This window comes from Candidatus Pelagibacter sp. HIMB1593 (assembly GCF_052047755.1).
GTDB lineage: Bacteria > Pseudomonadota > Alphaproteobacteria > Pelagibacterales > Pelagibacteraceae > Pelagibacter.
On sequence record NZ_JBNAJK010000001.1, the window covers coordinates 577885 to 600529 of the forward strand.

Annotated in this window: 22 protein-coding genes; 19 read left to right on the top strand and 3 right to left on the bottom strand. The window is 29.9% G+C overall.

Features of this window, described 5'->3' with window-relative positions; genetic code table 11:
* The first annotated feature begins 35 nt into the window (after positions 1-35).
* From ACTTA0_RS02965 to ACTTA0_RS03005, 9 genes are all read left to right on the top strand, one after another.
* On the top strand, positions 36-1355 hold the full coding sequence (locus ACTTA0_RS02965; RefSeq protein ID WP_440676031.1) for a glycosyltransferase family 39 protein: 1320 nt from the start codon (positions 36-38) through the stop codon (positions 1353-1355).
* A gap of 3 nt (positions 1356-1358) precedes the next feature.
* The gene (locus tag ACTTA0_RS02970) at positions 1359-2228 is read left to right on the top strand and encodes a glycosyltransferase (protein WP_440676032.1); all 870 of its coding nucleotides are present in this window, start codon (positions 1359-1361) and stop codon (positions 2226-2228) included.
* Positions 2229-2247: 19 nt separating this feature from the next.
* The gene (locus ACTTA0_RS02975; RefSeq protein ID WP_440676033.1) at positions 2248-3681 is read left to right on the top strand and encodes a DUF1800 family protein; all 1434 of its coding nucleotides are present in this window, start codon (positions 2248-2250) and stop codon (positions 3679-3681) included.
* Positions 3678-4823 (top strand): DUF1501 domain-containing protein, encoded by a 1146-nt coding sequence (locus ACTTA0_RS02980; RefSeq protein WP_440676034.1) that lies wholly within the window; start codon positions 3678-3680, stop codon positions 4821-4823. Before ACTTA0_RS02975 ends, ACTTA0_RS02980 begins: the two co-directional genes overlap by 4 nt.
* A complete protein-coding gene (locus ACTTA0_RS02985) occupies positions 4823-6004 on the top strand; it encodes an alginate lyase family protein (protein WP_440676035.1) in 1182 nt (393 codons plus the stop codon). The genes ACTTA0_RS02980 and ACTTA0_RS02985 overlap by 1 nt, the downstream gene beginning before the upstream one ends.
* Before the next feature lie 52 nt (positions 6005-6056).
* Entirely contained in the window at positions 6057-6947 is an 891-nt protein-coding gene (locus ACTTA0_RS02990; protein ID WP_440676036.1) for a DMT family transporter, read from the top strand.
* An 87-nt stretch (positions 6948-7034) separates the two neighbouring features.
* Positions 7035-8069: a GMP reductase gene (locus ACTTA0_RS02995; protein WP_440676037.1), complete on the top strand. Its 1035-nt coding sequence runs from the start codon at positions 7035-7037 to the stop codon at positions 8067-8069.
* A gap of 35 nt (positions 8070-8104) precedes the next feature.
* A complete protein-coding gene (locus ACTTA0_RS03000) occupies positions 8105-8698 on the top strand; it encodes a histidine phosphatase family protein (protein ID WP_440676038.1) in 594 nt (197 codons plus the stop codon).
* A gap of 2 nt (positions 8699-8700) precedes the next feature.
* Complete coding sequence (locus tag ACTTA0_RS03005; protein ID WP_440672650.1) at positions 8701-9516, top strand: heparin lyase I family protein; 816 nt, start codon at positions 8701-8703, stop codon at positions 9514-9516.
* A 9-nt stretch (positions 9517-9525) separates the two neighbouring features.
* Here the strand turns inward: ACTTA0_RS03005 and ACTTA0_RS03010 are convergent, their stop codons facing one another.
* Together ACTTA0_RS03010 and ACTTA0_RS03015 are read right to left on the bottom strand one after the other, a co-directional pair.
* The gene (locus ACTTA0_RS03010; RefSeq protein WP_440676039.1) at positions 9526-10803 is read right to left on the bottom strand and encodes a Y-family DNA polymerase; all 1278 of its coding nucleotides are present in this window, start codon (positions 10801-10803) and stop codon (positions 9526-9528) included.
* Positions 10781-11176, bottom strand: coding sequence for a LexA family protein (locus ACTTA0_RS03015; protein WP_075506508.1), 396 nt, complete (start codon positions 11174-11176; stop codon positions 10781-10783). The genes ACTTA0_RS03010 and ACTTA0_RS03015 overlap by 23 nt, the downstream gene beginning before the upstream one ends.
* Positions 11177-11364: 188 nt before the next feature.
* Between ACTTA0_RS03015 and ACTTA0_RS03020 the strand changes: the two genes are divergently transcribed.
* The 6 genes from ACTTA0_RS03020 (at position 11365) to alaS (ending at position 18379) form a co-directional block, all read left to right on the top strand.
* Entirely contained in the window at positions 11365-11748 is a 384-nt protein-coding gene (locus ACTTA0_RS03020) for a VOC family protein (protein WP_262589638.1), read from the top strand.
* A gap of 13 nt (positions 11749-11761) precedes the next feature.
* On the top strand, positions 11762-12127 hold the full coding sequence (locus ACTTA0_RS03025) for a GFA family protein (protein WP_262589637.1): 366 nt from the start codon (positions 11762-11764) through the stop codon (positions 12125-12127).
* Positions 12093-13061, top strand: a complete 969-nt coding sequence (locus tag ACTTA0_RS03030) for a uridine kinase (protein WP_440676040.1) — start codon at positions 12093-12095, stop codon at positions 13059-13061. The genes ACTTA0_RS03025 and ACTTA0_RS03030 overlap by 35 nt, the downstream gene beginning before the upstream one ends.
* Complete coding sequence (locus tag ACTTA0_RS03035; protein WP_440676041.1) at positions 13058-14356, top strand: TolC family protein; 1299 nt, start codon at positions 13058-13060, stop codon at positions 14354-14356. The genes ACTTA0_RS03030 and ACTTA0_RS03035 overlap by 4 nt, the downstream gene beginning before the upstream one ends.
* A gap of 107 nt (positions 14357-14463) precedes the next feature.
* A complete protein-coding gene (gene recA / locus ACTTA0_RS03040; RefSeq protein ID WP_440613910.1) occupies positions 14464-15618 on the top strand; it encodes a recombinase RecA in 1155 nt (384 codons plus the stop codon).
* Positions 15619-15712: 94 nt separating this feature from the next.
* A complete protein-coding gene (gene alaS / locus ACTTA0_RS03045; RefSeq protein ID WP_440676042.1) occupies positions 15713-18379 on the top strand; it encodes an alanine--tRNA ligase in 2667 nt (888 codons plus the stop codon).
* Here the strand turns inward: alaS and ACTTA0_RS03050 are convergent.
* Entirely contained in the window at positions 18371-19585 is a 1215-nt protein-coding gene (locus ACTTA0_RS03050; protein ID WP_440676043.1) for an NADP-dependent isocitrate dehydrogenase, read from the bottom strand. The two genes, alaS and ACTTA0_RS03050, sit on opposite strands and share 9 nt — an antisense overlap.
* Positions 19586-19661: 76 nt before the next feature.
* On the opposite strand from ACTTA0_RS03050, the gene ACTTA0_RS03055 reads away from it, so the two are divergent.
* From ACTTA0_RS03055 to ACTTA0_RS03070, 4 genes are read left to right on the top strand one after another with little or no spacing between them, the layout of a single operon-like run.
* Positions 19662-20309 (top strand): phosphatidylserine decarboxylase, encoded by a 648-nt coding sequence (locus tag ACTTA0_RS03055; protein ID WP_440676044.1) that lies wholly within the window; start codon positions 19662-19664, stop codon positions 20307-20309.
* A 2-nt stretch (positions 20310-20311) separates the two neighbouring features.
* Positions 20312-21118, top strand: coding sequence for a CDP-diacylglycerol--serine O-phosphatidyltransferase (gene pssA, locus ACTTA0_RS03060; RefSeq protein ID WP_440676045.1), 807 nt, complete (start codon positions 20312-20314; stop codon positions 21116-21118).
* Entirely contained in the window at positions 21118-22029 is a 912-nt protein-coding gene (locus tag ACTTA0_RS03065; protein ID WP_440676046.1) for a glycosyltransferase, read from the top strand. The genes pssA and ACTTA0_RS03065 overlap by 1 nt, the downstream gene beginning before the upstream one ends.
* The gene (locus ACTTA0_RS03070) at positions 22030-22641 is read left to right on the top strand and encodes an RlmE family RNA methyltransferase (RefSeq protein WP_440672481.1); all 612 of its coding nucleotides are present in this window, start codon (positions 22030-22032) and stop codon (positions 22639-22641) included.
* The last annotated feature ends 4 nt before the right edge of the window (positions 22642-22645 follow it).

The following is a 22645-nucleotide window of genomic DNA, read 5'->3' on the forward strand; positions in this document are numbered from 1 at the left end:
GTCAAGCAAGCTGAATTGTTATAAATATTTAAATAATGACTATTAATAACAAAAATATAGACGATCTTTTTTATATTTTTGTGACATCTCATCTAATTTTTTGGACCTTGATTCCAACTCTCACAAATCACAATTTGCCTTTAGATACAATTGAGGCTTTAGCTTGGGGGAGTAATTTAGATTGGGGTTTTAATAAGCATCCGCCTATGAGTGCTTTTTTTCCTGAAGTTTTTTTTCATATTTTTGGTTCACAGGATTGGGCTTATTATTTACTAAGCCAAATTTTTGTAATTATTTCTTTTTATTATGTTTTCAAACTTTCGAACGAAATACTTAAAAACAAATTTTTTGGTTTAATTTCAGTTTTATTAATTGAGACAATTTATTTTTATAATTTTACCACACCTGAGTTTAACGTAAATGTATGCCAGTTACCTTTTTGGTCTTTAACTGCTTATTATTCTTGGAAAATTTATAATGAAAAAAATATTAAGTTTTGGGATTGTTTTTTAATAGGTTTGTTTGGTGCATTAGGATTTTTATCAAAATATTTGTTCATTTACCTATTAGTATCAATCGCACTTTTATTTATCTATTTAATTATTAAAAAAGAAAGAAAGTTTGATTTTAAATATTTAATATCAACAGAAGTATTTATAGTTGCTTTAGTTCCTCACTTAATTTGGCTTAATAATAATGAATTCATTACAATTACTTATGGACTTGCAAGAACAGGTTTAGAGCAATCAAGTTTTATTGATCATATCAAATTTCCATTAATATTTTTAGGTAAACAAATTGGCATATTAATTCCATTTATAATTTTAACGTTGTTATTGGTTAAAAAGACTAAATTTAAAATAAATTTCAAAGATAAAAATTTATTATTTTTGTTGGCAATTAATATTTTACCAATTGCTCTGATGTTTTTAACTTCATTGATAACAGGTTCAAAAATTCGAACAATGTGGATGACACCATTTTACTTATTCTTTGGAACATTAATTGTTTATTTATTTCAATCTCAAATAAATTTGAAAAAATTAAAACCATTTATGGTTGGATTTTTGTTTTTTTTCTTTTTATCACCTGTTCTGTACGCTTATGTTTCGGTCTCAAAAGACGATAAGAGAACAGATTATCCAGGTAAAGAAATTGCGATGAAAACCCAATATGCTTGGGATCAACAATTTAGCTCAACTATCAATGTTGTTCTTGGAGATGAGTGGAATGCTGGCAATTTATCTTATCACTTAAAATCTAGACCAGTTTGGGAAGGTATAATTGAAAGAGAGAAACTTGATCAATTGAAAGATTATATGTGTCTTGATAGTATCTGTGTTGGATCAAGATAATCTATGAAATATGTAATTTTAGTACCTATTTATAATGACCGCGAGTCTTTGAAGTTATTAATTGAAAATATTAATCATGAGATACAAGATTTAAATTCAGAGATATCATTAGTGGTAATTAATGATGCCTCTTCACAACAAATAATCGATGAATACCCAAATATTGAAAACATTCACTCAATTGAAATAATTAATATGAAAGAAAACAGGGGTCATGCAAGATGCATTGCTTCAGGTTTGAAATATATCTATGAAAAAAAGGAATTTGATTATGTAATTCCTATGGACGGCGATGGCGAGGATAGACCTGAAGAAATTAAAAACTTTATCGAATTATCAAAGGAAGCTGGAGACAAATCTATAATAGGTGAAAGGGTTAAAAGATCAGAAAGTATGTTCTTTAAATTATGTTACCAATTTCATAAGTTTTTAACTTTAGTGTTTACAGGGCAATCTATTAAATTTGGTAATTTCACATGTCTTTCAAAAGTAACTGTTAAAAAAATGTTAGATGAAAAATCTACTTGGAATAGTTTTTCTGGATCATTAAAAAAAATTGAAAAAGATTTAATTTCTACTCCATCAATTAGAGGAAAAAGATATTTTGGCCCATCTCAGATGAGTTTTTTTAATTTGTTAAAACATTCTCTTTCAATCATAAGCGTATTTAGAAAAACAGTTTTAATTCGTTCAGCTTTATTCATAGTTTTTTATATTTTGTTAATCAAAAGTAATGCATCAATTGTAACTTCATTACCTTTAGTTTTGTTATTAATAATGATTTATTCAATTTCTAGTTTAGCTTTAAGAGAAAATATTGAAGAATTTAATAATTCTTTAACAAACATCCACGATATTGATAAAATAAAGTAATTTATTTATAATATTGATAATGAAAAACTTTTTTAGAAAAGTTGCATTTGGAATAGGTCCAAATGAAGAAGTTCCTTCAGACCCACTTAATTGGGCTTTAAATCAACTAGATAATGTTCCAGACCTGGCGTGGAAAGGCAGAATTCATTCTGAAAAAGAAATGAGAGAAATATACTCACGTGAATGGCGTGTTGAGGAGATGAAACTTAGAAAAAAATTTAAAGATAACAAAAATCTTTATAAAGCTAATAAAAATTTACTAAGATATAAAACAGGACAAAGATTTTGGGAGTCACTTGAAATAAGCATTAGACACACAGAAGCATTACAAAGTCAATCTCCTGTGCTTGCAAAATTATGGTTTTTTTGGGCAAATCATTTTGCAATTGTTGATAAAGATTTTTTACCAAACTATCATACAGGACCTTACCATAGAGAAAGCATCAGGTTGAACTTAAATCAATCTTTTGAAAAGTTAGTTTATGATGCAACTACATCCTGGGCAATGATAAGAAATCTAGATAATAGTAATAATGAAGGTCCAAAAAGTAAATCAGGAAAAGAAGAATGGAGAAGAAAAAAAAAGAGACCAGCAACAATTAATGAAAATCATGCAAGAGAATTATTAGAACTTCATACTGTTTCACCAGCAGCTGGTTATACTCAAGAAGATATAACACAATTAGCTTACATTATGACAGGATGGAGACTTGGTTGGAGTAAAACAACTGATGATACCAAAAAAGTTGAATTTGAAAGAGAAGTTCACCAACCTGGAAAAAAAACTGTATTTGGAAAAACCTATAAAAGTGGAAAAAAGGGTTTAGCAGCTGTAATCAAAGATTTGGTTCATCATCCAAACTGTAGAGATTTTATTGCTACAAAATTATGTAGACATTTAATTACTGATGAACCTACAGAGGAAATGAAAAAACCAATCATTAAAGCTTTTAAAGACTCTGATGGTTTTTTACCTGAAATTCATAAAGCAGCAATAAAAGTTGCGTTTGAATACAATGATCAATACAAAAAATTTCAAAATCCAGAAAATTGGTTTATTCAAATGTCCAAATTGTCAGATTTTAAATGGCCACCATCTCCAAAAGTTATGGATTTATATAAATTAGGTGACAAACCTCTAGACACATTTAGACAGCCAGAGTGGAAACTTAATGACTTAGGACACAATCCTTATAGAGCAGCACAACCAAATGGATTTTCTGATTTAGCGATTGATTGGATATCTCCAGAACTTCTAATTAGGAGATTAGTATATGCAAAAGATACTTACGAATTAACAAGATCAGAAAATAATAATTTAGAGTTTTATGAAAAAATAGTTAACAAAAATTTTGATAACCCTGAAAAAATATTAAAATACCTTGAAAAAACTAATAAACTTTATGAAAAACAAATATTGCTATTTAACCATCCGGAGTTTTTAAGAGCATGAAAATAAATAGAAGAGATTTTTTAAAAACTACAGCAATGACATCTTTGTATTTTGCTGGGTTCGGATTACCAACTTTTGCTAGTCAGAATAAGAAAAATTTAGTTGTAATCATGTTGCAAGGTGGAATGGATGGGCTTTGTGCTGTTCCGGTAAAAGATGATAAAAATTTTCAAAAATTAAGAAGTAAAATAAATTTAGATAAAACTTTAGCATTAACCTCTGATTTTGATTTACATCCAGCATTAGAAAATTTTAAATCTTTATGGGATCAAAATAATGCATCAGTGTTTCATGCAACCAGTATCCCTTATAAGGAAAGATCTCATTTTGAAGGCCAAAACTTAATGATGACTGGTGGAAGAGTGCCATATAAACACAAAACAGGCTGGCTGGGAAGAGGGATGAAGCTTGCAGGCTTAACAGGAAATGGTTTAGCACTTTCGCTTCCAATGCCACTACTGATAAGAGGTGTCCCACTAAATGATAATTATTACCCAATAAGATCCTCTTTACCAAATAAAGGACTTTTAAATATTATTGAGGGAGAATTTGAACAATATTCAGAAAGTGATTTGAGTGCAACATTATCTATGGTTAAAAAAAGAAAATTTAATTCTTATGCTGGAAACAATAATAGCTCTTTAGCAAGAGAGGCAGGTCAACAACTTTCTAATCCTAATGGACCTAGAGTTGCAGTTTTTCAAGTTGAAGAGTTTGATACTCATGCTGCTCAAGGAGGAGTTCATGGAACACATGCAGATTGTTTAAGAGAGTATGATCAAATATTAAGAGGATTAAAAGCCTCTATGGGATCCGCTTTTAAAGATACTTTAATATTAACACTGACTGAATTTGGAAGAACTATAAAGCAAAATGGTGGAAATGGAACAGAGCATGGCTATGGAACAGCAGTTTTAATGGCAGGAGGTTTGATTAAAAAATCAGAAGTTCATGCAGATTGGCCAGGTTTAAAGAAAAAAGAGTTATTTCAAGGTAGAGATTTAAACGTAACAGTAGATGCAAGATCTATATATGCTTCTGCAATGTCTACTGTGTTTGATGTTGAATTTGAAAGAATTCAAAAAGATGTTTTCTGGGGTGAAGATTTACAAAATTTATCGGATAAGCTTTTTAAAGCTTAATGAAAAAGTTACTAATTATATTTGTATTGCTTTTTTTCACAAATTTAAGTTTAGCTGATGATTTTAAATCAATAAAAAAGAAAGCGACAGTTAGTAATCCAAAAATAATTTTTCCAATTCAAACCAACAAGGGTGAGTGTTCAGAACCTGCATATCATGCCTTTGTTCAAAAAATTGAACCAATTGAAAAATTAGATGCTCCTACAGGATATGGTTTAGATGATAGATTTGATCAAGTTAGAAGCAAGTTTGAGCAATACAGTATTCCTTGCAGTGGTGGTAATGTTCAATCATGTGAAATAGTAAAAAAAATTATTTTAAAATGGGCTAAAGCAGATGCTCCAAAAAGATTAAAATCAGGTGATTTATGGAACGATACGTTAACTATTAATTTACATATAAATAATCCAATGATGTCAGCTTATTCTTTTGCAAGACAATTAATTGAATTTGCATCTGAAGAAGAAAAATTAATTGAAGAATGGTTTACAAGAACTGTCAAAAGGGGTGAGCATTTAATGTATGGTGAGAAATATGGAGATGGTACTGGCGCAAGAGGAGTTCCAATGAGCGCACATAACCATGCACTTTCATCTGCAATTTCTCATATGCAGTTAGGAATAATTTTGAATGACAATAAGCTTTTTAGAAAAGCATTTAAGAATTATGAGCACGCAATAAGATATCAAAGAAAAAATGGAAGTTTACCTATAGAAGTTAGACGAGGTGGAAGAGCAATGTTTTATCAAGGAAGAGCGATGAATGTGTTGACAGTAATCGCAATTATTGCCGAGCATCAAGGGTATAATATTTGGGAATATGATCATAAAGGAAAGGGAAAAAATTTTCATAATCTAGTAAAATTTTTTATAGATTTTACAGAAAATAACGAAATTGTTTTCAAGTATGCAAAGGAAATGAAAGCACCTGGTCCAGCTAAAGATTATAAAAATCAAGATTTAAAAATTAGAAGAAGTTCTAATTGGGGCTGGTTTTATGCTTATGCCACAAGATTTCCAAATCATGAAAATATAAAAAGAATTGAGCAGTGGGTCAAAAATCCAGAAGGACTAAACAAATATCAATTAGGTTTTGTAAGACATTATAACAATATTGGCAAAAGGATGTTCGGAGATGCCTCTTGGACAGTTGTTGAGGCTAACTGTCATTTTCTTAAATAACCACTAAAGATTATTTAGACTTAATCTCATTAAATTGTATATAGGCACGCTCATGCCTGAAAAAAAATTAAATAATGAATTACTTGGTATCGTTTATATGGTTATTGCACAGTTTTCATTTGCTACTAACGATGCATTAGTTAAACATATTTACCAAAGCTTTGATGAATTAGCGGTTTTAAATCAGATTATTTTTTTAAGAGGAATTTGTTGTCTAATATTTATAGGAATATTTTTAAGTATTAAAAACCAATTTAATTTAAGAATAATATTTTCTTCTAACAAACTAACTTTAAGAGGAATTTTAGAAGCATTAGCTGCAGTTGGTTTTTTTATAGGGGTTGCAAAATTACCTTTTGCAATGGTTTATATTTTATTGAGTTTAGCGCCAATAATAATGACAACTTTTGGAGCATTATTTTTAAACGAAAAAGTTAGATGGAAAAGATGGAGTGCGGTTATAATTGGCTTTACAGGTGTTGTAATAGTCATCAACCCAGCTGAATTAAAATTTGGTTACTACTTTATATTTCCACTTCTTTCTGCAATCTTTTTATCAATAAGAGATTTGGTAACTAAAAATATAACAACAGGTCACAATAGTCTTCAAATAGCGTTTATTACTTGTTTGGTGGTTACTATATTTTTTGGGATTCTTTCTGTTTATAAATTTTATTTATTTAACTTAGAACAAAGTATTATCTTAATTATCTCAGCTTTCTTTTTATCGTTTGGTTATATTTTCTCAGTACTGACAATTAAAGCTGCATTAGTTTCTGTTACATCAACTTTCAGGTACACAGCAATACTTTGGGGAATTTTATATGGATATTTCTTTTTCAATGAGACACCAGAATATAATACTTATCTAGGTGCTGTAATGATTGTTATAAGTGGACTTATAATTATAATGAGACAGAAGCAATTAGGTAAAATTAAATAAAAAAATTGTCTAAATTCGATACTTTAAATTATCCACAGGCTACAATTTTATTGAAATAGCATTTTAGAAATAATAGCATTTTGAATTGTGAGAATAGAAGAAGAGCTTAAGCTAGATTACTCTGATGTCTTATTCAGACCTAAGAGAAGTACATTAAAAAGTAGAAAAGACGTTAATCTTCTTAGAACGTATAGATTTAAATATAGCAAAAACGAGTGGTCAGGAATTCCAATTATGGCAGCCAATATGGATGGTGTTGGTGAATTAACTATAGCTGAAAAATTAAATGATCATCAAATGATTACATGTTTAACAAAGCAACATGATGTAAAAAAAATAAAACAAAACAAAAATATTAAAAAAATCTATCCAAACATTGCACTTAGTGTTGGAATTAAAAAAGAGGACTTTCAAAACTTAGATAAGGTTTTAAAGGAATTTAGTTTTTTCAAATTTATTTGTATAGATGTTGCAAATGGTTACTCAGAGCATTTCACAAATTTTATCAAATCAGTAAGAGAAAAATACCCAACTAAAACTATTATTGCAGGAAATGTTGTAACAGCAGATATGACACAAGAATTAGTTCTAAGTGGTGCAGATATTGTAAAAGTTGGAATAGGACCCGGAAGTGTTTGTACAACTAGAATTCAAACTGGAGTAGGGTATCCACAATTAAGCGCAGTAATTGAATGTGCTGATGCAGCTCACGGTTTGGGAGCTCATGTAATTGCTGATGGAGGATGCACATGTCCAGGTGATGTTGCAAAAGGTTTTGGAGGTGGTGCAGACTTTGTAATGTTAGGTGGAATGTTGGCAGGTCATGATGAAGGAAAAGGAAAAATAGTAAAAGTAAATGGCTCTAAATATATTGAATTTTATGGATCCAGTTCTGAAGTTGCTAACAAAAAACATTATGGTGGATTAGCAGATTATAGAAGTAGCGAAGGAAGAAAAGTTAGAGTTAAATATAGAGGAAAAATAAACGATACCGTTTTAAATATTCTTGGTGGTGTTAGAAGTAGCTGTACTTATGTAGGAGCACCATCACTTAAACAATTAAGTAAATGTACAACTTTTGTAAGAGTATCTAGTCAGTTTAATGATACTTTTGTAAAATAATATTAACATTAATAAATTAAGGTAAAATTTTTAAAATGAAAAAAATAATTTTAATATTATTTGGATTAATAATTTGCAGTAATGCTTTAGCTTTAAAAGTTGGCAGTGAGGAAGAAGTAGTAGAGGCATTAAAAAAAGGTGGAAACATAGTTTTTATTAGACACGCTTATGCTCCAAGAGTTAATAATAAGTTTGAGCCTGATGATTTTTACAGTGGATCTTTAAAGAAAAAAGATTGTTCTGTTCAAAGAGATTTAGATGATAGAGGATTAGCTCAAGCAAAAGCAATCGGAGCTGTCTTTAAAGATAATAATATAAAAATAGATAAAGTGTTAACCAGTATATATTGCAGATGTTTTAAGACTGCTGAAGAGATTTCAAATGATTATGAAATTTCAAAAATGATTATTTCAATAGGCAGAGGAAATGTCAGTAAAAAGAAAAAACAATTAAAAAAAATAAGAAAATATATAGAAAAATGGGACAGTGATAAAAACCTAGTAATTGTTAGTCATTTTAATGTTATCAACCCCTTGTTTGAAAAAAGCTTACTGTCTATCAGCTCAGGCGAAATAGTTGTTTCAGATAAAGATTTTAATATTTTAGCTAATTGGAAAGTTCCTTATTAAATATGAAAAGAATATTATTAATACTACCTTTATTGTTTTTATTAAGTTTTTCCAACAATGTAACTGGGAAAGAGATAACAAATATTCAATGGAATAAAAGTGTTGCAAAAGATAAAAAACTAAAAAAATTTAGAGAAACTGTAACTTCACCAGCTTTAGGAAAAAAAGCATGGAAGATTACTTTGTTACCTAGAGATTGTGGAAATGATGGGAGTAAATACTCAGACTGTCAAAATAATGGTAAAGATGCTGTTGTTGGTCATGGTGGAGGAGACAGAGCCAGAAGTGAATATTCATCAGATAAGAGATATACTGGAGAAAAATGGATTTCCGTCAGTATTTATTTGCCTAATGATTTTAAATCTGTTGAACCAGTTAGCACTTCACTTTTTCAAATTTATGAATGGGGAAAAAAAGATGAACAAAGACATCCAAGAATGATGTTAAGAGTAAAAAATGGAAATTTAGAACCAAGATTTTTTCCTGTAAATGGAATGGATTCTCCAGGTTGGGCAAAAAAAGATCTTAAGATTGATGATATGAGAGGAAAGTGGACTACATTAATTTTTCACACAAACATGTCCAAAGACCCTCTTAAAGGTTTTGTAAAAATGTATGTAAACGATGAATTATATAATGATTACGAAGGCAGAACTGGTTTTGGGGGTAAATTTTTTAACAAATTTGGAATTTATCATAGTTGGATTAGTAGATGGAACGATGAAGTACATGGGGAATATCCAACACAAGTTGTTTACTATGACAACTTATTCAGAACAAATAGCAAAAAAAAATTACTTAAACTAATTAAAAACTAATAAGAATAATTAAGCCCTAATCGTTGGTAAACAATAAAAATCAGCTGTATCAATTTTAGAAGAATATTGTCTTCTCATATTCCATTTTTTGTGAACCCCAGCACTTGCAACACTTAAAGTTGATCTTCCATATCGATGGTTAGTATTATCAATTGATCTCATTAAGCTATTTATTTTTTCATCTTTTTCAGAAGTAAATAAATTTGTTTTATCACTAGCATTGGATAAACCTGTGAGCATCACACCTGCTTTTTGATAACGATAACCATTTTTAAATATACTCTCAAGAATTGAAACTGCAGTTTTAACTGTTTCAATGCTATTGTTTGTTGCAATAGGAAAATCAACGGTCTTTGCATTTGAATAATAACCAAAGTTTCTATGAAAAGGGCTGGTTCTTACAAATACAGTAATTGCTTTTGCAACTAAAGATTCTGATCTAATTTTTTCAGATGCATTTAAACAATAGTTTGCAACTGCTTCTTTTAATTCTTGGAAGGTTTCAATTCTTTTTCCAAATGATCTTGAAACCACACAACTCTTTCTTTTGGTAGTAGTTGTTTCTAAATCAATACAAGGAATTCCTCTAAGTTCCATTGCTGTTCTTGAACTTAAAACGTTGGAGCTTTTCTTTATCCATGTATTAGATTTATTTTTTAATTGCTTCGCATTATAAATTCCATGCTTTTGATAAAACTTAGTTAATTGTCTGCCAACTCCCCAGACATCATTGATTTCAACTTTTTCTAAAATAGGATCTAAATTATCTATTCCAATTAAACTTGTTACCCCTGATTGCTTTTTCTTCGCAATATGATTTGCAACTTTGCTTAAAGTTTTTGTTTTTGCGATCCCAATACTAGTTGGAATACCTGTCCATTGCAAAACTGTTTCTCTAATTTCTTTTCCAACTTTTTCTACATCTTGGTCTTTAAAGTTTGTTAAATCTAAAAACGCTTCATCAATTGAATAAACTTCTATTTCAGAATTAAATCTTTTAAGAGTTCGCATCACTCTTCTAGATAAATCTCCATATAAAGAATAGTTTGATGAAAAAACATTTACATTATTTTTAACAATAATATCTTTTGCTTTAAAATAAGGTTCACCCATTTTAATTCCTAAGGCTTTTGCTTCATTCGATCTTGAAATGATACAGCCATCATTATTAGATAAAACAACAACAGGCTTTTTTCTTATTTTAGGATTGAATAATCTTTCACAAGAAACATAAAAAGAATTACAATCAACGAGTGCTATTTTTTTAGTATACTGAGTGGATGACATAAGTAACTACTCCCCAAATAAAAACATCTTGTTCTTCATTAATTAAAATTCTGTCAGAAAACTCTTTAGAGCCAGAGGTTAAAAATTTTTTATCTCTTTCCTGAACTAAAGTTTTAACTACAAGCTCATCATGAACATTTGCAATCACTGTTGAAAAGTTTTTTGGTTTTAAACTTTTATCAACGACTAATAAATCTCCATCATTAATGCCAACATCGACCATCGATTTACCTTGAACTCTGATGATGAAAGTTGCTGGAACATTTCTTATTAAATGCATGTTTAGATCGATATCTTCTTCGATATAATCTGTTGCAGGAGAAGGAAAACCAGCGCCTGCTTTATGTAGATAATATGGGATTGTTAGTTTCATGTTCTTGTTTTGTTCTACTTTATAGACTATTTATGGAATACACTCAATAGGTTGTATTTTGAGTCTGTAACTGAATCAAAAGTGAATCAAAACGTGAACATCCAATCCACATATTGTGGACTTGTGGATAACTTCAACCATAGATAGTTTAAGTTGGTTATTTAAATATATAAATTCTGAGTTTGATTATGAACATTTTAGATTTTGTTATGGTTGGTTCTAATGATCATCAAAAATCAGGAGACTTTTATGATGCTGTTTTTGAACCTTTAAACTTAAAAAGAATTTTAAAAACAGAAAAGTATTTGGGTTACGCTCATTCAAGTGATCCTGATAAAGTTCAATTTTATGTAACACATCCTGTAAATGGTGAGCCTGCAACTTTTGGAAATGGTTCACAAACTACTTTGTTAGCTGATACTAAAGAAGCAGTGGATAAATTTTATGAAGTTGCAATATCAAAAGGAGCAACAGATGAAGGTGGACCAGGGGTTAGAAAAGATGGAAATTACTATGCATACGTTCGTGATTTAGATGGAAATAAGATTGCAGCAAAAAGTATTTTAACTTAAATTAAGGAGATATATGAAACTAAGTTGTCATTGTGGATCTGTAGAAGCTGAAATTAATTCTACAGTTAATGAATTAGCAAAAATTGTAAGATGTAATTGTTCAATTTGCAAAAGAAAAAATGCAACAATGGGCATGGTTAAAAATGAAGATTTTAAACTTACCAAAGGTGAAGATAAAATAAAACTTTATCAATATCATACAAAAGTTGCCAAACATTATTTCTGTACTGAATGTGGAATTTATACTCACCACAACCCAAGAAGTGCACCAGCAATGACTGGATTTAATTTAGGTTGTGTCGATGAAGTAAAAGTTGAAGATATAAAAGAGATAGCTCAATTTGATGGTCTCAACCATCCAATGGACCAAGAAAAATAAAAGTTCAATGCAATCTGCTGCTGAGTGTTTTAAAAAAGTTAAAAGTGATTGTCTAAAATTTATTAAATCACAAGAAACCTCAAAAGAAAAATTTAGCAACAAAGATAAGATGTTAAAATCTTTTATAATTCCAGTGTGTTTTTGGATTGCAAAAAAAGCTAACAATAAAAAACCTTACTTTGTTGGTTTAGCAGGAGGACAAGGAACTGGTAAAACTACAATAAGTTCAATTATAAAAATAATTTTAGAAAAATATTTTAAATTAAAAGTATTTAAAATTTCTATTGATGATTTTTATAAAACTAGAAAAGAAAGATATAGTTTATCTAATAAAGTCCATCCTATGTTGATGACAAGAGGAGTGCCAGGAACGCACGATGTAAAAATTATGTTGGATTTCTTTAAAAAATCAAAAAGTAAAAACTTTAAATCAATAAAGTTACCTAGTTTTAATAAGGCAGTTGATGACCGATCTCTTAAAAAAAATTGGTACAATATTAAAGAGCAGCCAGATGTAATTATATTTGAAGGTTGGTGTGTTGGTGCAAGAGCAGAAGTTAACAAAACGCTTAAAAAACCAATTAATTCTCTTGAAAGAACTAAAGACCAAAAACTTATTTGGAGAAAATACGTAAATGATCAATTAAAGACAAAATATAAAAAACTATATTCCCAGTTAAATTGCCTGATCTATTTAAAAGCTAAAAACTTTAGTTTGCTTCAGAAATGGAGACTAAAACAAGAGTACAAGTTGTGGTTAAATACTAAAAATAAATCTAGTCACAAAATAATGAGTAAGGGAGACGTTATTAATTTTATGCAAACTTACCAAAGAATTACACAGAACATGTTTAAATTTGCTCCAAAATATTCTACAATTATTTTAAATTTAAATAGCAACCATCAAATTAAGACGATAAAATATAATAAATGAAAAAATTTTTAATAATTATCTTTTGTACAATTATATTTCCGTTGAGTGCGTTTTCAGCAACTTTAAAGGAAGCCCTAAAACAAACTTTTGATAATAATCTTGAGCTTCAAGCAGAAAGAAAAAATTTAGAAATTCAACAAGAAGTAATCAATATGTCTAGAAGCGATTTATTGCCTACTTTAACTCTTACTGGTAAAAAAAATTTTGAGGAGACAAATGAAATTACTACACAGGCTGGTGCAGATGCATCAGTTACAGATGTAGACACATCATCAGCTTCAATTAAACTTGAGCAAACATTACTTGATGGTAGCGGAAGAAAAACAGAATATGAAAAAAGTAAATTAGGATTAAATTTAACAGAAGCAAAATTAATACAAAAAGAACAAGAAATATTCTTAAGTGCTATTGAGGCATACACAGGATTAATTTTAGCTTATGAAAAATTAAATATTAATGAAGAAAACGTAAACTTACTTCAAAGACAATTTGAATTAGATAACGCAAGGTTAAGTAGGGGTCAAATCACAGCTTCTGATTTAGCACAATCACAATCTTCTCTTGCTGGAGCACAAGCAGGATATATTGAAGCCCAAAATAATATAGTAACGAGCAGATTAAATTATGAAAATGTAATTGGTGCTATTGCTGAAGAAGATAAATTGAAAAAAATATATAATGCACAAGTAACAATCCCTAAAAATTTAAGCGAAGCTAAAAAAATATCTTTAGAGAAAAGTCCCGAATTAATTATTGCTGAAATAGAATATGGACAATCAGAACTAGATGTAAAAATTGCAAGATCTGATCTTTCACCTACAGCAAAAATTTCATTAGAGAGAACTTATACTGATGATTTAAGTTCAACTTATGACGAAAGAGAAAAAGATGTCTTGCAAGCAACAGTTTCATGGCCTTTCCAATTTGGAGGAAAGAATAAATCTAATGTGAGTAAAAATCTTCAAGCAAAAGGTATGAAGAGATTGTTATTAGAGAATGCACAAAAAAATAATACACAATCTGTGACTTCATCTTGGTCAACTTTGCAATCTTCAAGAAGTTTTTTACAAGCTGTGCAATCACAAGTTAAAGCATCAGAAGTTGCAACTGAAGGAATTAGCTTTGAATATGAAAGTGGATCTGGAAGATCTACTTTTGATGTTCTTCAATCTAGATCAAATTTAATAAACGCAAAAATTAATCTTGCTGAAGCTGAAAGAAGCTACTTGTTAGCTCAATATAGAGTTTTGAAATCAGTAGGTCTTTTAAATAGCGACTATTTAAATCTTAAGTAATTCAGTCTTTTTTACTCATTAAAAACAAAGATCTTGCCAATGAGAACAAAATGTGTACATTTAAATCATGATTCGACTGTTAAAAAACGTAAAAAAAGAGGCAAAAAATGACGAAAAGTAACCTAAAAGTAGTTAAATCTACTAAAGATCAAGAAATGGATATTAAAGAAAAGAACAAAGCATTAGATGCTGCAATAGCTCAAATTACAGATAATTTTGGAAAAGGCTCTGTAATGAAGCTTGGCCAAAAGAGAGCTATGGATATTGAGTCTGTTTCAACAGGTTCTTTAAGTCTTGATTTAGCTTTAGGTATAGGCGGATTACCAAAAGGAAGAATTATTGAAGTATATGGACCAGAGTCGTCTGGAAAAACAACGTTAGCATTACAAGTTGTTGCTGAAGCTCAAAAAGCTGGTGGAATTTGTGCATTTGTTGATGCAGAGCATGCTCTAGATCCAGTTTATGCAAAAAAATTAGGAGTAAACACTGAAGAACTTTTAATCTCACAGCCAGATGCTGGTGAACAGGCATTAGAAATTGCTGATACGCTAGTAAAATCAGGCTCTATTTCAGTTATTGTAATCGACTCTGTTGCAGCTTTAACTCCAAAAGCTGAAATCGAGGGAGAGATGGGAGATCATCATGTTGGTCTTCAATCAAGATTAATGAGTCAGGCTTTAAGAAAATTAACAAGCTCAATTTCAAATACAAATACAATGATGATTTTCATTAACCAGATCAGAATGAAAATTGGAGTTATGTTTGGAAGTCCTGAAACTACATCAGGTGGAAATGCGCTTAAGTTTTATTCATCAGTTAGAATGGATATTAGAAGAATTGGTGCCATTAAAGATAAAGATGAAATTATTGGTAACTCTACAAGAGTGAAGGTAGTAAAAAATAAAGTAGCTCCGCCATTTAAAGTAGTTGAATTTGATTTGATGTATGGAAGAGGAATTAGCAAGATGGGTGAATTAGTCGATCTTGGTTCCAAAGCAGATATTATTGAAAAATCAGGAGCATGGTATGCTTATAAAGGAGAAAAGATTGGTCAAGGTAGAGAGAACGCTAAGACTTATCTAGCTCAAAATCCTAAAGTTGCTGCAGAAATAGAAATGGCAATTAGGGAAAAAGCTGGTGTTATTTCTAAAAAAATAGAAGGAAACCCGATAGATCCTGAAAAATTGGAGAAAGAAAAGAAAGTAGCTGAAAAAGAAGAAGAAGCAAAAGCTGAAGCCACTCCTCCATCTAAAAAGAATTAATAGGTCATCTTTATTAATAAAAGGCGCTTAATTTAAGCGCCTTTTTTCCCGTACTGCATCTAGACATAAAATAAAAAAGCTGTATTTTAAAAATATGGCAGACAAAACTCTCAATGAAATTAGAAATACTTTCCTAAAGTATTTTGAAAAGAATGATCATCAGATTGTGGAATCTAGTAATTTGGTTCCAAATAATGATCCAACATTGATGTTTGCTAACTCTGGTATGGTTCAATTTAAGAACGTGTTCACAGGTTTAGAAAAAAGAGATTATGTAAGAGCAACTACTTCACAAAAATGTGTAAGAGCTGGTGGAAAACATAATGATTTAGAAAATGTAGGCTACACACCTCGACATCATACTTTCTTTGAGATGTTAGGAAATTTTTCATTTGGAGATTATTTTAAAGAACAAGCAATTGATTATGCTTGGAATTTAATTACTAAAGATTTTGGAATAGACAAAAATAGACTTTATGTAACTGTATTTCATGAAGATGATGAAGCCTTCAATTTTTGGAAGAAAATAGCAGGTTTTAGCGACGATAGAATAATCAGAATAGCAACTTCGGATAATTTTTGGTCAATGGGAGAGACAGGACCATGTGGACCTTGTTCAGAAATCTTTTTTGATCATGGTGATCATTTGCATGGTGGATTACCTGGTACCAAAGATGAAGATGGAGATAGATTTATTGAAATATGGAACTTAGTCTTCATGCAATTTGAACAAGTCACAAAAGATAAAAGAATAAATCTTCCAAAACCATCTGTTGATACTGGAATGGGTTTAGAAAGAATTGCTGCATTATTGCAAGGCACTCATGATAATTATGAAACAGATCATTTTAAAAAAATAATTAATTCTGCATCAGATATAATTAAAATTAAATCAGATAAATCAAATCTATCAAGTTTTAGAGTTATAGCTGATCACTTAAGAGCAAGTTCATTTTTAATTGCTGAAGGAGTATTGCCATCTAATGAAGGAAGAGGCTATGTGCTTCGAAGAATTATGAGAAGAGGAATGAGGCACTCTCATTTATTAGGAGCTAAGGATCCAGTATTTTCAAAATTGTTTGATACATTGTTAAATGAAATGTCAGGAAATTATCCTGAACTAAAAAGAGCAGAATCTTTAATTAAAGAAACATTAAAGATGGAAGAAGAAAAATTTTTAGTTCTCTTGGATAGAGGAATTAAAATTTTAAATGATGAAATTTCTAAAATAGATAAAGTTTTACCAGGTGACATTGCCTTTAAACTTTATGAAACTTATGGTTTCCCAATTGATCTTACAGAAGATATTTTAAAATCAAAATCTTTAGAATTTGATAAAGAAAGATTTGGTGAGCTGATGAGAGAAAGTATTGAGCTTGCTAGAAAAAATTGGAAAGGATCTGGGGATAGTGCAGTTGAACAAGTTTGGTATGGAGTTAAAGAAAAACATGGAACTACAGAATTTTTAGGATATGAAAATGATCAAGCACAAGGAGTGATCAAATCACTTCTTAAAAACCATAAAGAAGTTGATACCTTAAATGAAGGTGATGAAGGTATTATCATTGTCAATCAAACACCATTTTACGCTGAATCTGGAGGTCAAGTAGGAGATACAGGATTGATCTCTAAGGATGAATTTGAATTTGAAGTAACTGATGTCCAAAAAAAATTGGGGGATTTATTTGTTCATTACGGAAAGGTGAAAAAAGGTTCAATTAAACTAGAGCAAGATGTTGAAATGAAAATCAATATTGAGAAAAGAAACGATACAAGAGCATATCATTCAGCAACACATTTATTACACGAGTCTTTGAGAAGAGTTTTAGGTCCACATGTTACTCAAAAAGGTTCTCTAGTTGAGCCAGAAAGATTAAGATTTGATTTTAGTCATATGAAGCCAATATCAGATGATGAGATGTTAAAAATTGAAAGTCATGTAAATGATATGATTTCTAAACAATCTGATGTAACCACAAGAATTATGACACCTAAGGAGGCAGTTGATAATGGAGCTTTAGCACTATTTGGTGAAAAATATGGAGACGAAGTAAGAGTATTATCAATGGGAGATGAGGGAGAAAAATACTTTTCAACAGAGTTATGTGGTGGAACTCATGTAAAAAACACTGGTGATATTGGTAAATTTAAAATTATTAGCCAGTCTTCAATTGCTGCAGGGGTTAGAAGAGTAGAGGCTTTAAGAGATAAGCAACTAGAGGACTACCTAAAAAACAAAGAGAAAATGTTAAATTTATCATCCGAAAAAGATGATGAACAAATTAATGATTTGAGCAAACAAATCTCAGATCTTGGCGGAAAGCCTAATTTGGATGAAAATGATAAAAAAGTTTTAATCAAAAATTTAAATAAACAATTAGAAACTTTATCAGTTAATTCAATATTACAAGATCAATCCAAAAATAAAGTTAATGATCAAGATGTTAATGGGGTGAAAGTAAGATTTCAAAATGTTGAAGATCTTCCACCTAAAGAATTAAGAAAACTTGTAGACAAAGGTAAAAAAGAATTGGGTGAAGGTATTGTAATTGTTTTTGCAAGCAAAGACGACAAAGTTGGTATAGCTGTAGGTGTCACAGAAAAACTAACTGAAAAATTCGATGCAGTTCAATTTGTAACAGTAGGTTCAGAAGTAATTGGTGGCAAAGGCGGTGGTGGAAGAAAAGACTTTGCTCAAGCTGGTGGTCAAGACCAGTCCAAAATCAATGATGCTTTTGAAAAAATTAAATCTTTAATTTAATTTCTTTTTAAGATTGCCATCAATTTCATCTAAAAACTGATTAGTAGTTAAAAACTTACTGTTTGGTCCAACAAGAATTGCTAAATCTTTTGTCATAGATCCATTTTCAACACACTCAATACATACTGCTTCTAATGTATGAGCAAATTTAATTAATTCTTGGTTGTTATCTAATTTTCCTCTGTGAGCCAATCCTCTTGTCCATGCAAATATAGATGCAATAGGATTTGTTGAAGTTTCTTTACCTTGTTGATGCATTCTATAGTGTCTAGTAACAGTTCCATGAGCAGCTTCTGCTTCCATCACTTTTCCATCAGGAGTTAATAGAGTACTTGTCATTAATCCTAATGATCCATAACCTTGAGCCATAGTATCAGACTGGACATCACCATCATAATTTTTGCAAGCCCAGATATATTTTCCACTCCATTTCATTGCGCATGCAACCATGTCATCAATTAATCTGTGTTCGTAAGTTAAATTGTGTTTTTCAAATTCCTCTTTGTATTCATTGTCAAAAACTTCTTGGAAAATATCTTTAAATCTTCCATCGTATTGTTTTAAAATTGTATTTTTTGTCGACATATATACTGGCCATTTTTTTATTAAGCCGTAGCTAAAGCATGATCTTGCAAAGTCTTGAATAGATTTATCTAAATTATACATTGATAGTGCTACACCAGGACCAGTGAAATTAAATACCTCATATTTTATTTCATCTTTTCCATCTTCTGATGTCCACTTAACTTCCATTTTACCTTTTCCAGGTACTTTAAAATCAGTTGCTCTATATTGATCACCAAAAGCATGTCTTCCAATGATCACAGGATCTGTCCATGAAGGAACCAATTTCGGAATATTTTTACAAATAATTGGTTCTCTGAATACCGTTCCTCCAATAATATTTCTTATGGTTCCATTTGGAGATCTCCACATTTTTTTTAAATCAAATTCTTCAACTCTTGCCTCATCTGGAGTAATGGTTGCGCATTTAATTCCAACACCAATTTTTTTGATAGCATTTGCTGAGTCTATTGTGATCTGATCATCAGTATTATCTCTACTTTTCATTCCAAGATCGTAATACTCAATACCAAGATCAATATATGGAAGGATTAATTTGTTTTTAATAAACTCCCAAATAATTCGAGTCATTTCATCGCCATCTAACTCGACAACTGGGTTATTTACCTTGATTTTGCTCATTTAATTAAATTTATCTTATTAATTGAATTTGATTGGTTTATATACATATTAATCGAAAATTATCAAATAGAAGAATATGTTTACCAAGATATTTCCAAAGATACACACAGAAGGTTACAAGTTTATTGTAATCGCAGGCTTCATCACAATTATCTTACTATTAGTAAATGGTTTTTTAGGATTAATTGGATTGCTCTTAATAATATGGGTTTATTATTTCTTTAGAGATCCTGAAAGAGTAATCATAGGAGATGATAATTATCTAGTAAGTCCAGCGGATGGAGAAATAATTAAAGTTGAAGAGGTGGATGGACCGAAAGAATTAAATTTAGAAAACAAGAAATTTAAAAAAATTAGCATCTTCATGAACGTATTTGATTGTCATGTAAATAGAACTCCTTGTTCAGGACAAGTTGAAGATATTTTGTATAAACCAGGAAAGTTTTTAAATGCCTCATTAGATAAAGCGAGCGAGGATAATGAAAGAAACTATTATAAATTAAAAGATAATCATGGAAATGATATTGTCGTAGTCCAAATAGCAGGTTTGGTTGCAAGAAGAATTGTTTGTGAGACCAATAAAGATCAAACACTTAATCAAGGTGATCGAATTGGAATGATAAGATTTGGAAGTAGAGCTGATGTTTACTATGAAAATTATGAACCATTAGTAAAAATTGGTCAAACAGCTATTTCAGGTGAAACTCTATTAGCCAAAAGATAGACATGCAACAACCTAAAAAAAATTTTAAAATAGTTCCTGAGAAGAGGAGTGCGAGAGTAATTTTACCTAACATGCTTACACTTATAGGTGTTTGTATTGGTCTAACTTCAATAAGATTTGCATTAGATGGCAAATATGAGTTTGCAATCATTGCAATAATTATTGCAGCTGTAATTGATGGACTAGATGGAAGAATAGCAAGATTAATCAAAGGCACATCAAAAGTTGGAAAAGAATTAGATTCTTTGACTGATATGATAAGCTTTGGGGTTGCTCCTGCTTTTATAATGTATTTTTGGAAATTAAATGAACTTGGAAGGTTTGGATGGTTAGTTTGTTTAATATATGTAATTTGCGTTGCATTAAGATTGGCACGTTTCAATGTAAATACAGGAGGTGAACCATCTTGGAGAGATAATTTTTTTGAGGGTGTCCCATCACCAGCTGGTGGAATTTTAGTATTAACACCACTGATATTTAGTATTTCTAGTATTGAATTATTTAAAATAGATTATGCAATTATTGTGCCAATTTTCTTTATCACCACCTCCTTTTTATTGATTAGTAAGTTTCCAAGTTATTCATTTAAAAAAATTGTAATACAAAGAAAAGCAACAATATTCTTATTATTTGGGATTGTTTTATTTTTTGGATTACTTTTAATTTATCCTTTTAATGTGATTTCTGTAAGCGCTTTAATATATTTATCTATGCTTCCAATAAGCTTTTTTCATTATCAAAAACTTAAAAAACAAAATGAAGGTCAGAATTATGACGATGAAGATGATGATCTTGAAGATGTATTGTAATGAAAAAAAATACCATTGTTTCTTTAGCAGACTCTAATTATTTCCCTTTATTAGATGAATTAATAGACTCTATTAAACGTTTTGAAGAGAGCAAAGATACTGCAATATGTATTCTTGATGCTGGATTATCAGTAGAGCAAAAGAATAAATTATCTTCTAAAGTAGATGAAATTAAATCTGCAGAGTGGGATATTAAAGTTCCTGAAAGTAAAATAAAAGGAAGAGAGTGGTTAAAAAGTCAAGTTTCAAGGGCATTTCTCCCAAAATATTTTCCTAATTATGAAAAATATCTATGGATTGATTGTGATGCTTGGGTCAATGATTGGCAAACAATAGAATTATATTTTAAAGCGTGTGAAGATAGTAAATTAGGAATAACCCAAACTATTGGACCAGGTTACAAAATAACTTCTAAAGTTGATTGGGTTTTTGGAAAACTTGCAATAATAAAATCTCAAAATTTTAAGCATGCAATAAAATCTAAAATTAATTTAGAGAAAGCCAGAAAATTAGCATTTGCTCCTCATATAAATATAGGTGTTTTTTCTTTAGAAAAAAATTCTAAATCTTGGGAGATTTGGCAAAACAACCTTAGAGAAACTTTAAAAGGTGGAGATATTTTTGGTTCTGAACAACTTGCTATGAACATTTCAGTTTATTATGATAATATTGAATCTGAATTTTTACCTTTAAATTGTAATTGGATTACTAGCAATCTTTTACCAAAATTTGATGAAGCAAATAATACATTTGTTGAACCTTATTTACCTAATTATAAAATTGGAATAATGCATCTTGCTGCTGGCATTTGGAAAAACAACCAGGACATGAGAGTAAATAAAGATATTAAAATTGAAATCAAAACTCTTGATGGCAAAATATTAAATAAAAGCTTAAGATTTGAAAATTAATTGAAAAAAAATAAAATTTCAAAAAATTGGGTTAACAAACAACGAAGAGATACATACGTCAGACAATCAAAAGTTGATGGTTATAGAGCTAGATCTGCATACAAACTTATAGAAATTAATGAAAAATTTAAAATTTTTAAAGGTGGATTAACTGTTATTGATATTGGAGCTGCTCCTGGAAGTTGGTCCCAATATGCAAATAAAGTATCTAAGAATGGGAAATTAATTTCAATTGATTTAAAAAAGATGGAGCCAATCGGATCAAGTATTCAAATACAAGGTGATTTCACTGAAGAAGGAGTTCAGCGAGAGATAAAAAAAAACACAACTTCTAAAGTAGATGTTGTGATGTCAGACATGGCTGTAAATACTACAGGAATTAAAAATATTGATTCAATTCAAACAGGAGAACTTTGTAAAGAAGCAATGGTATTTGCAAAAGACTTATTGAATGAAAATGGTTATTTTATTTCTAAAATCTTTATGGGTGGAACCTTCAACGAAATAGTCGCAGAAGGTAAAAAATATTTTAAAGAAGTGAAGGTTTTTAAACCTAAATCGAGTAGAAAAGATTCAAAAGAAAGTTTTATTATTTGTAAAAAACTTAGATAGAGAC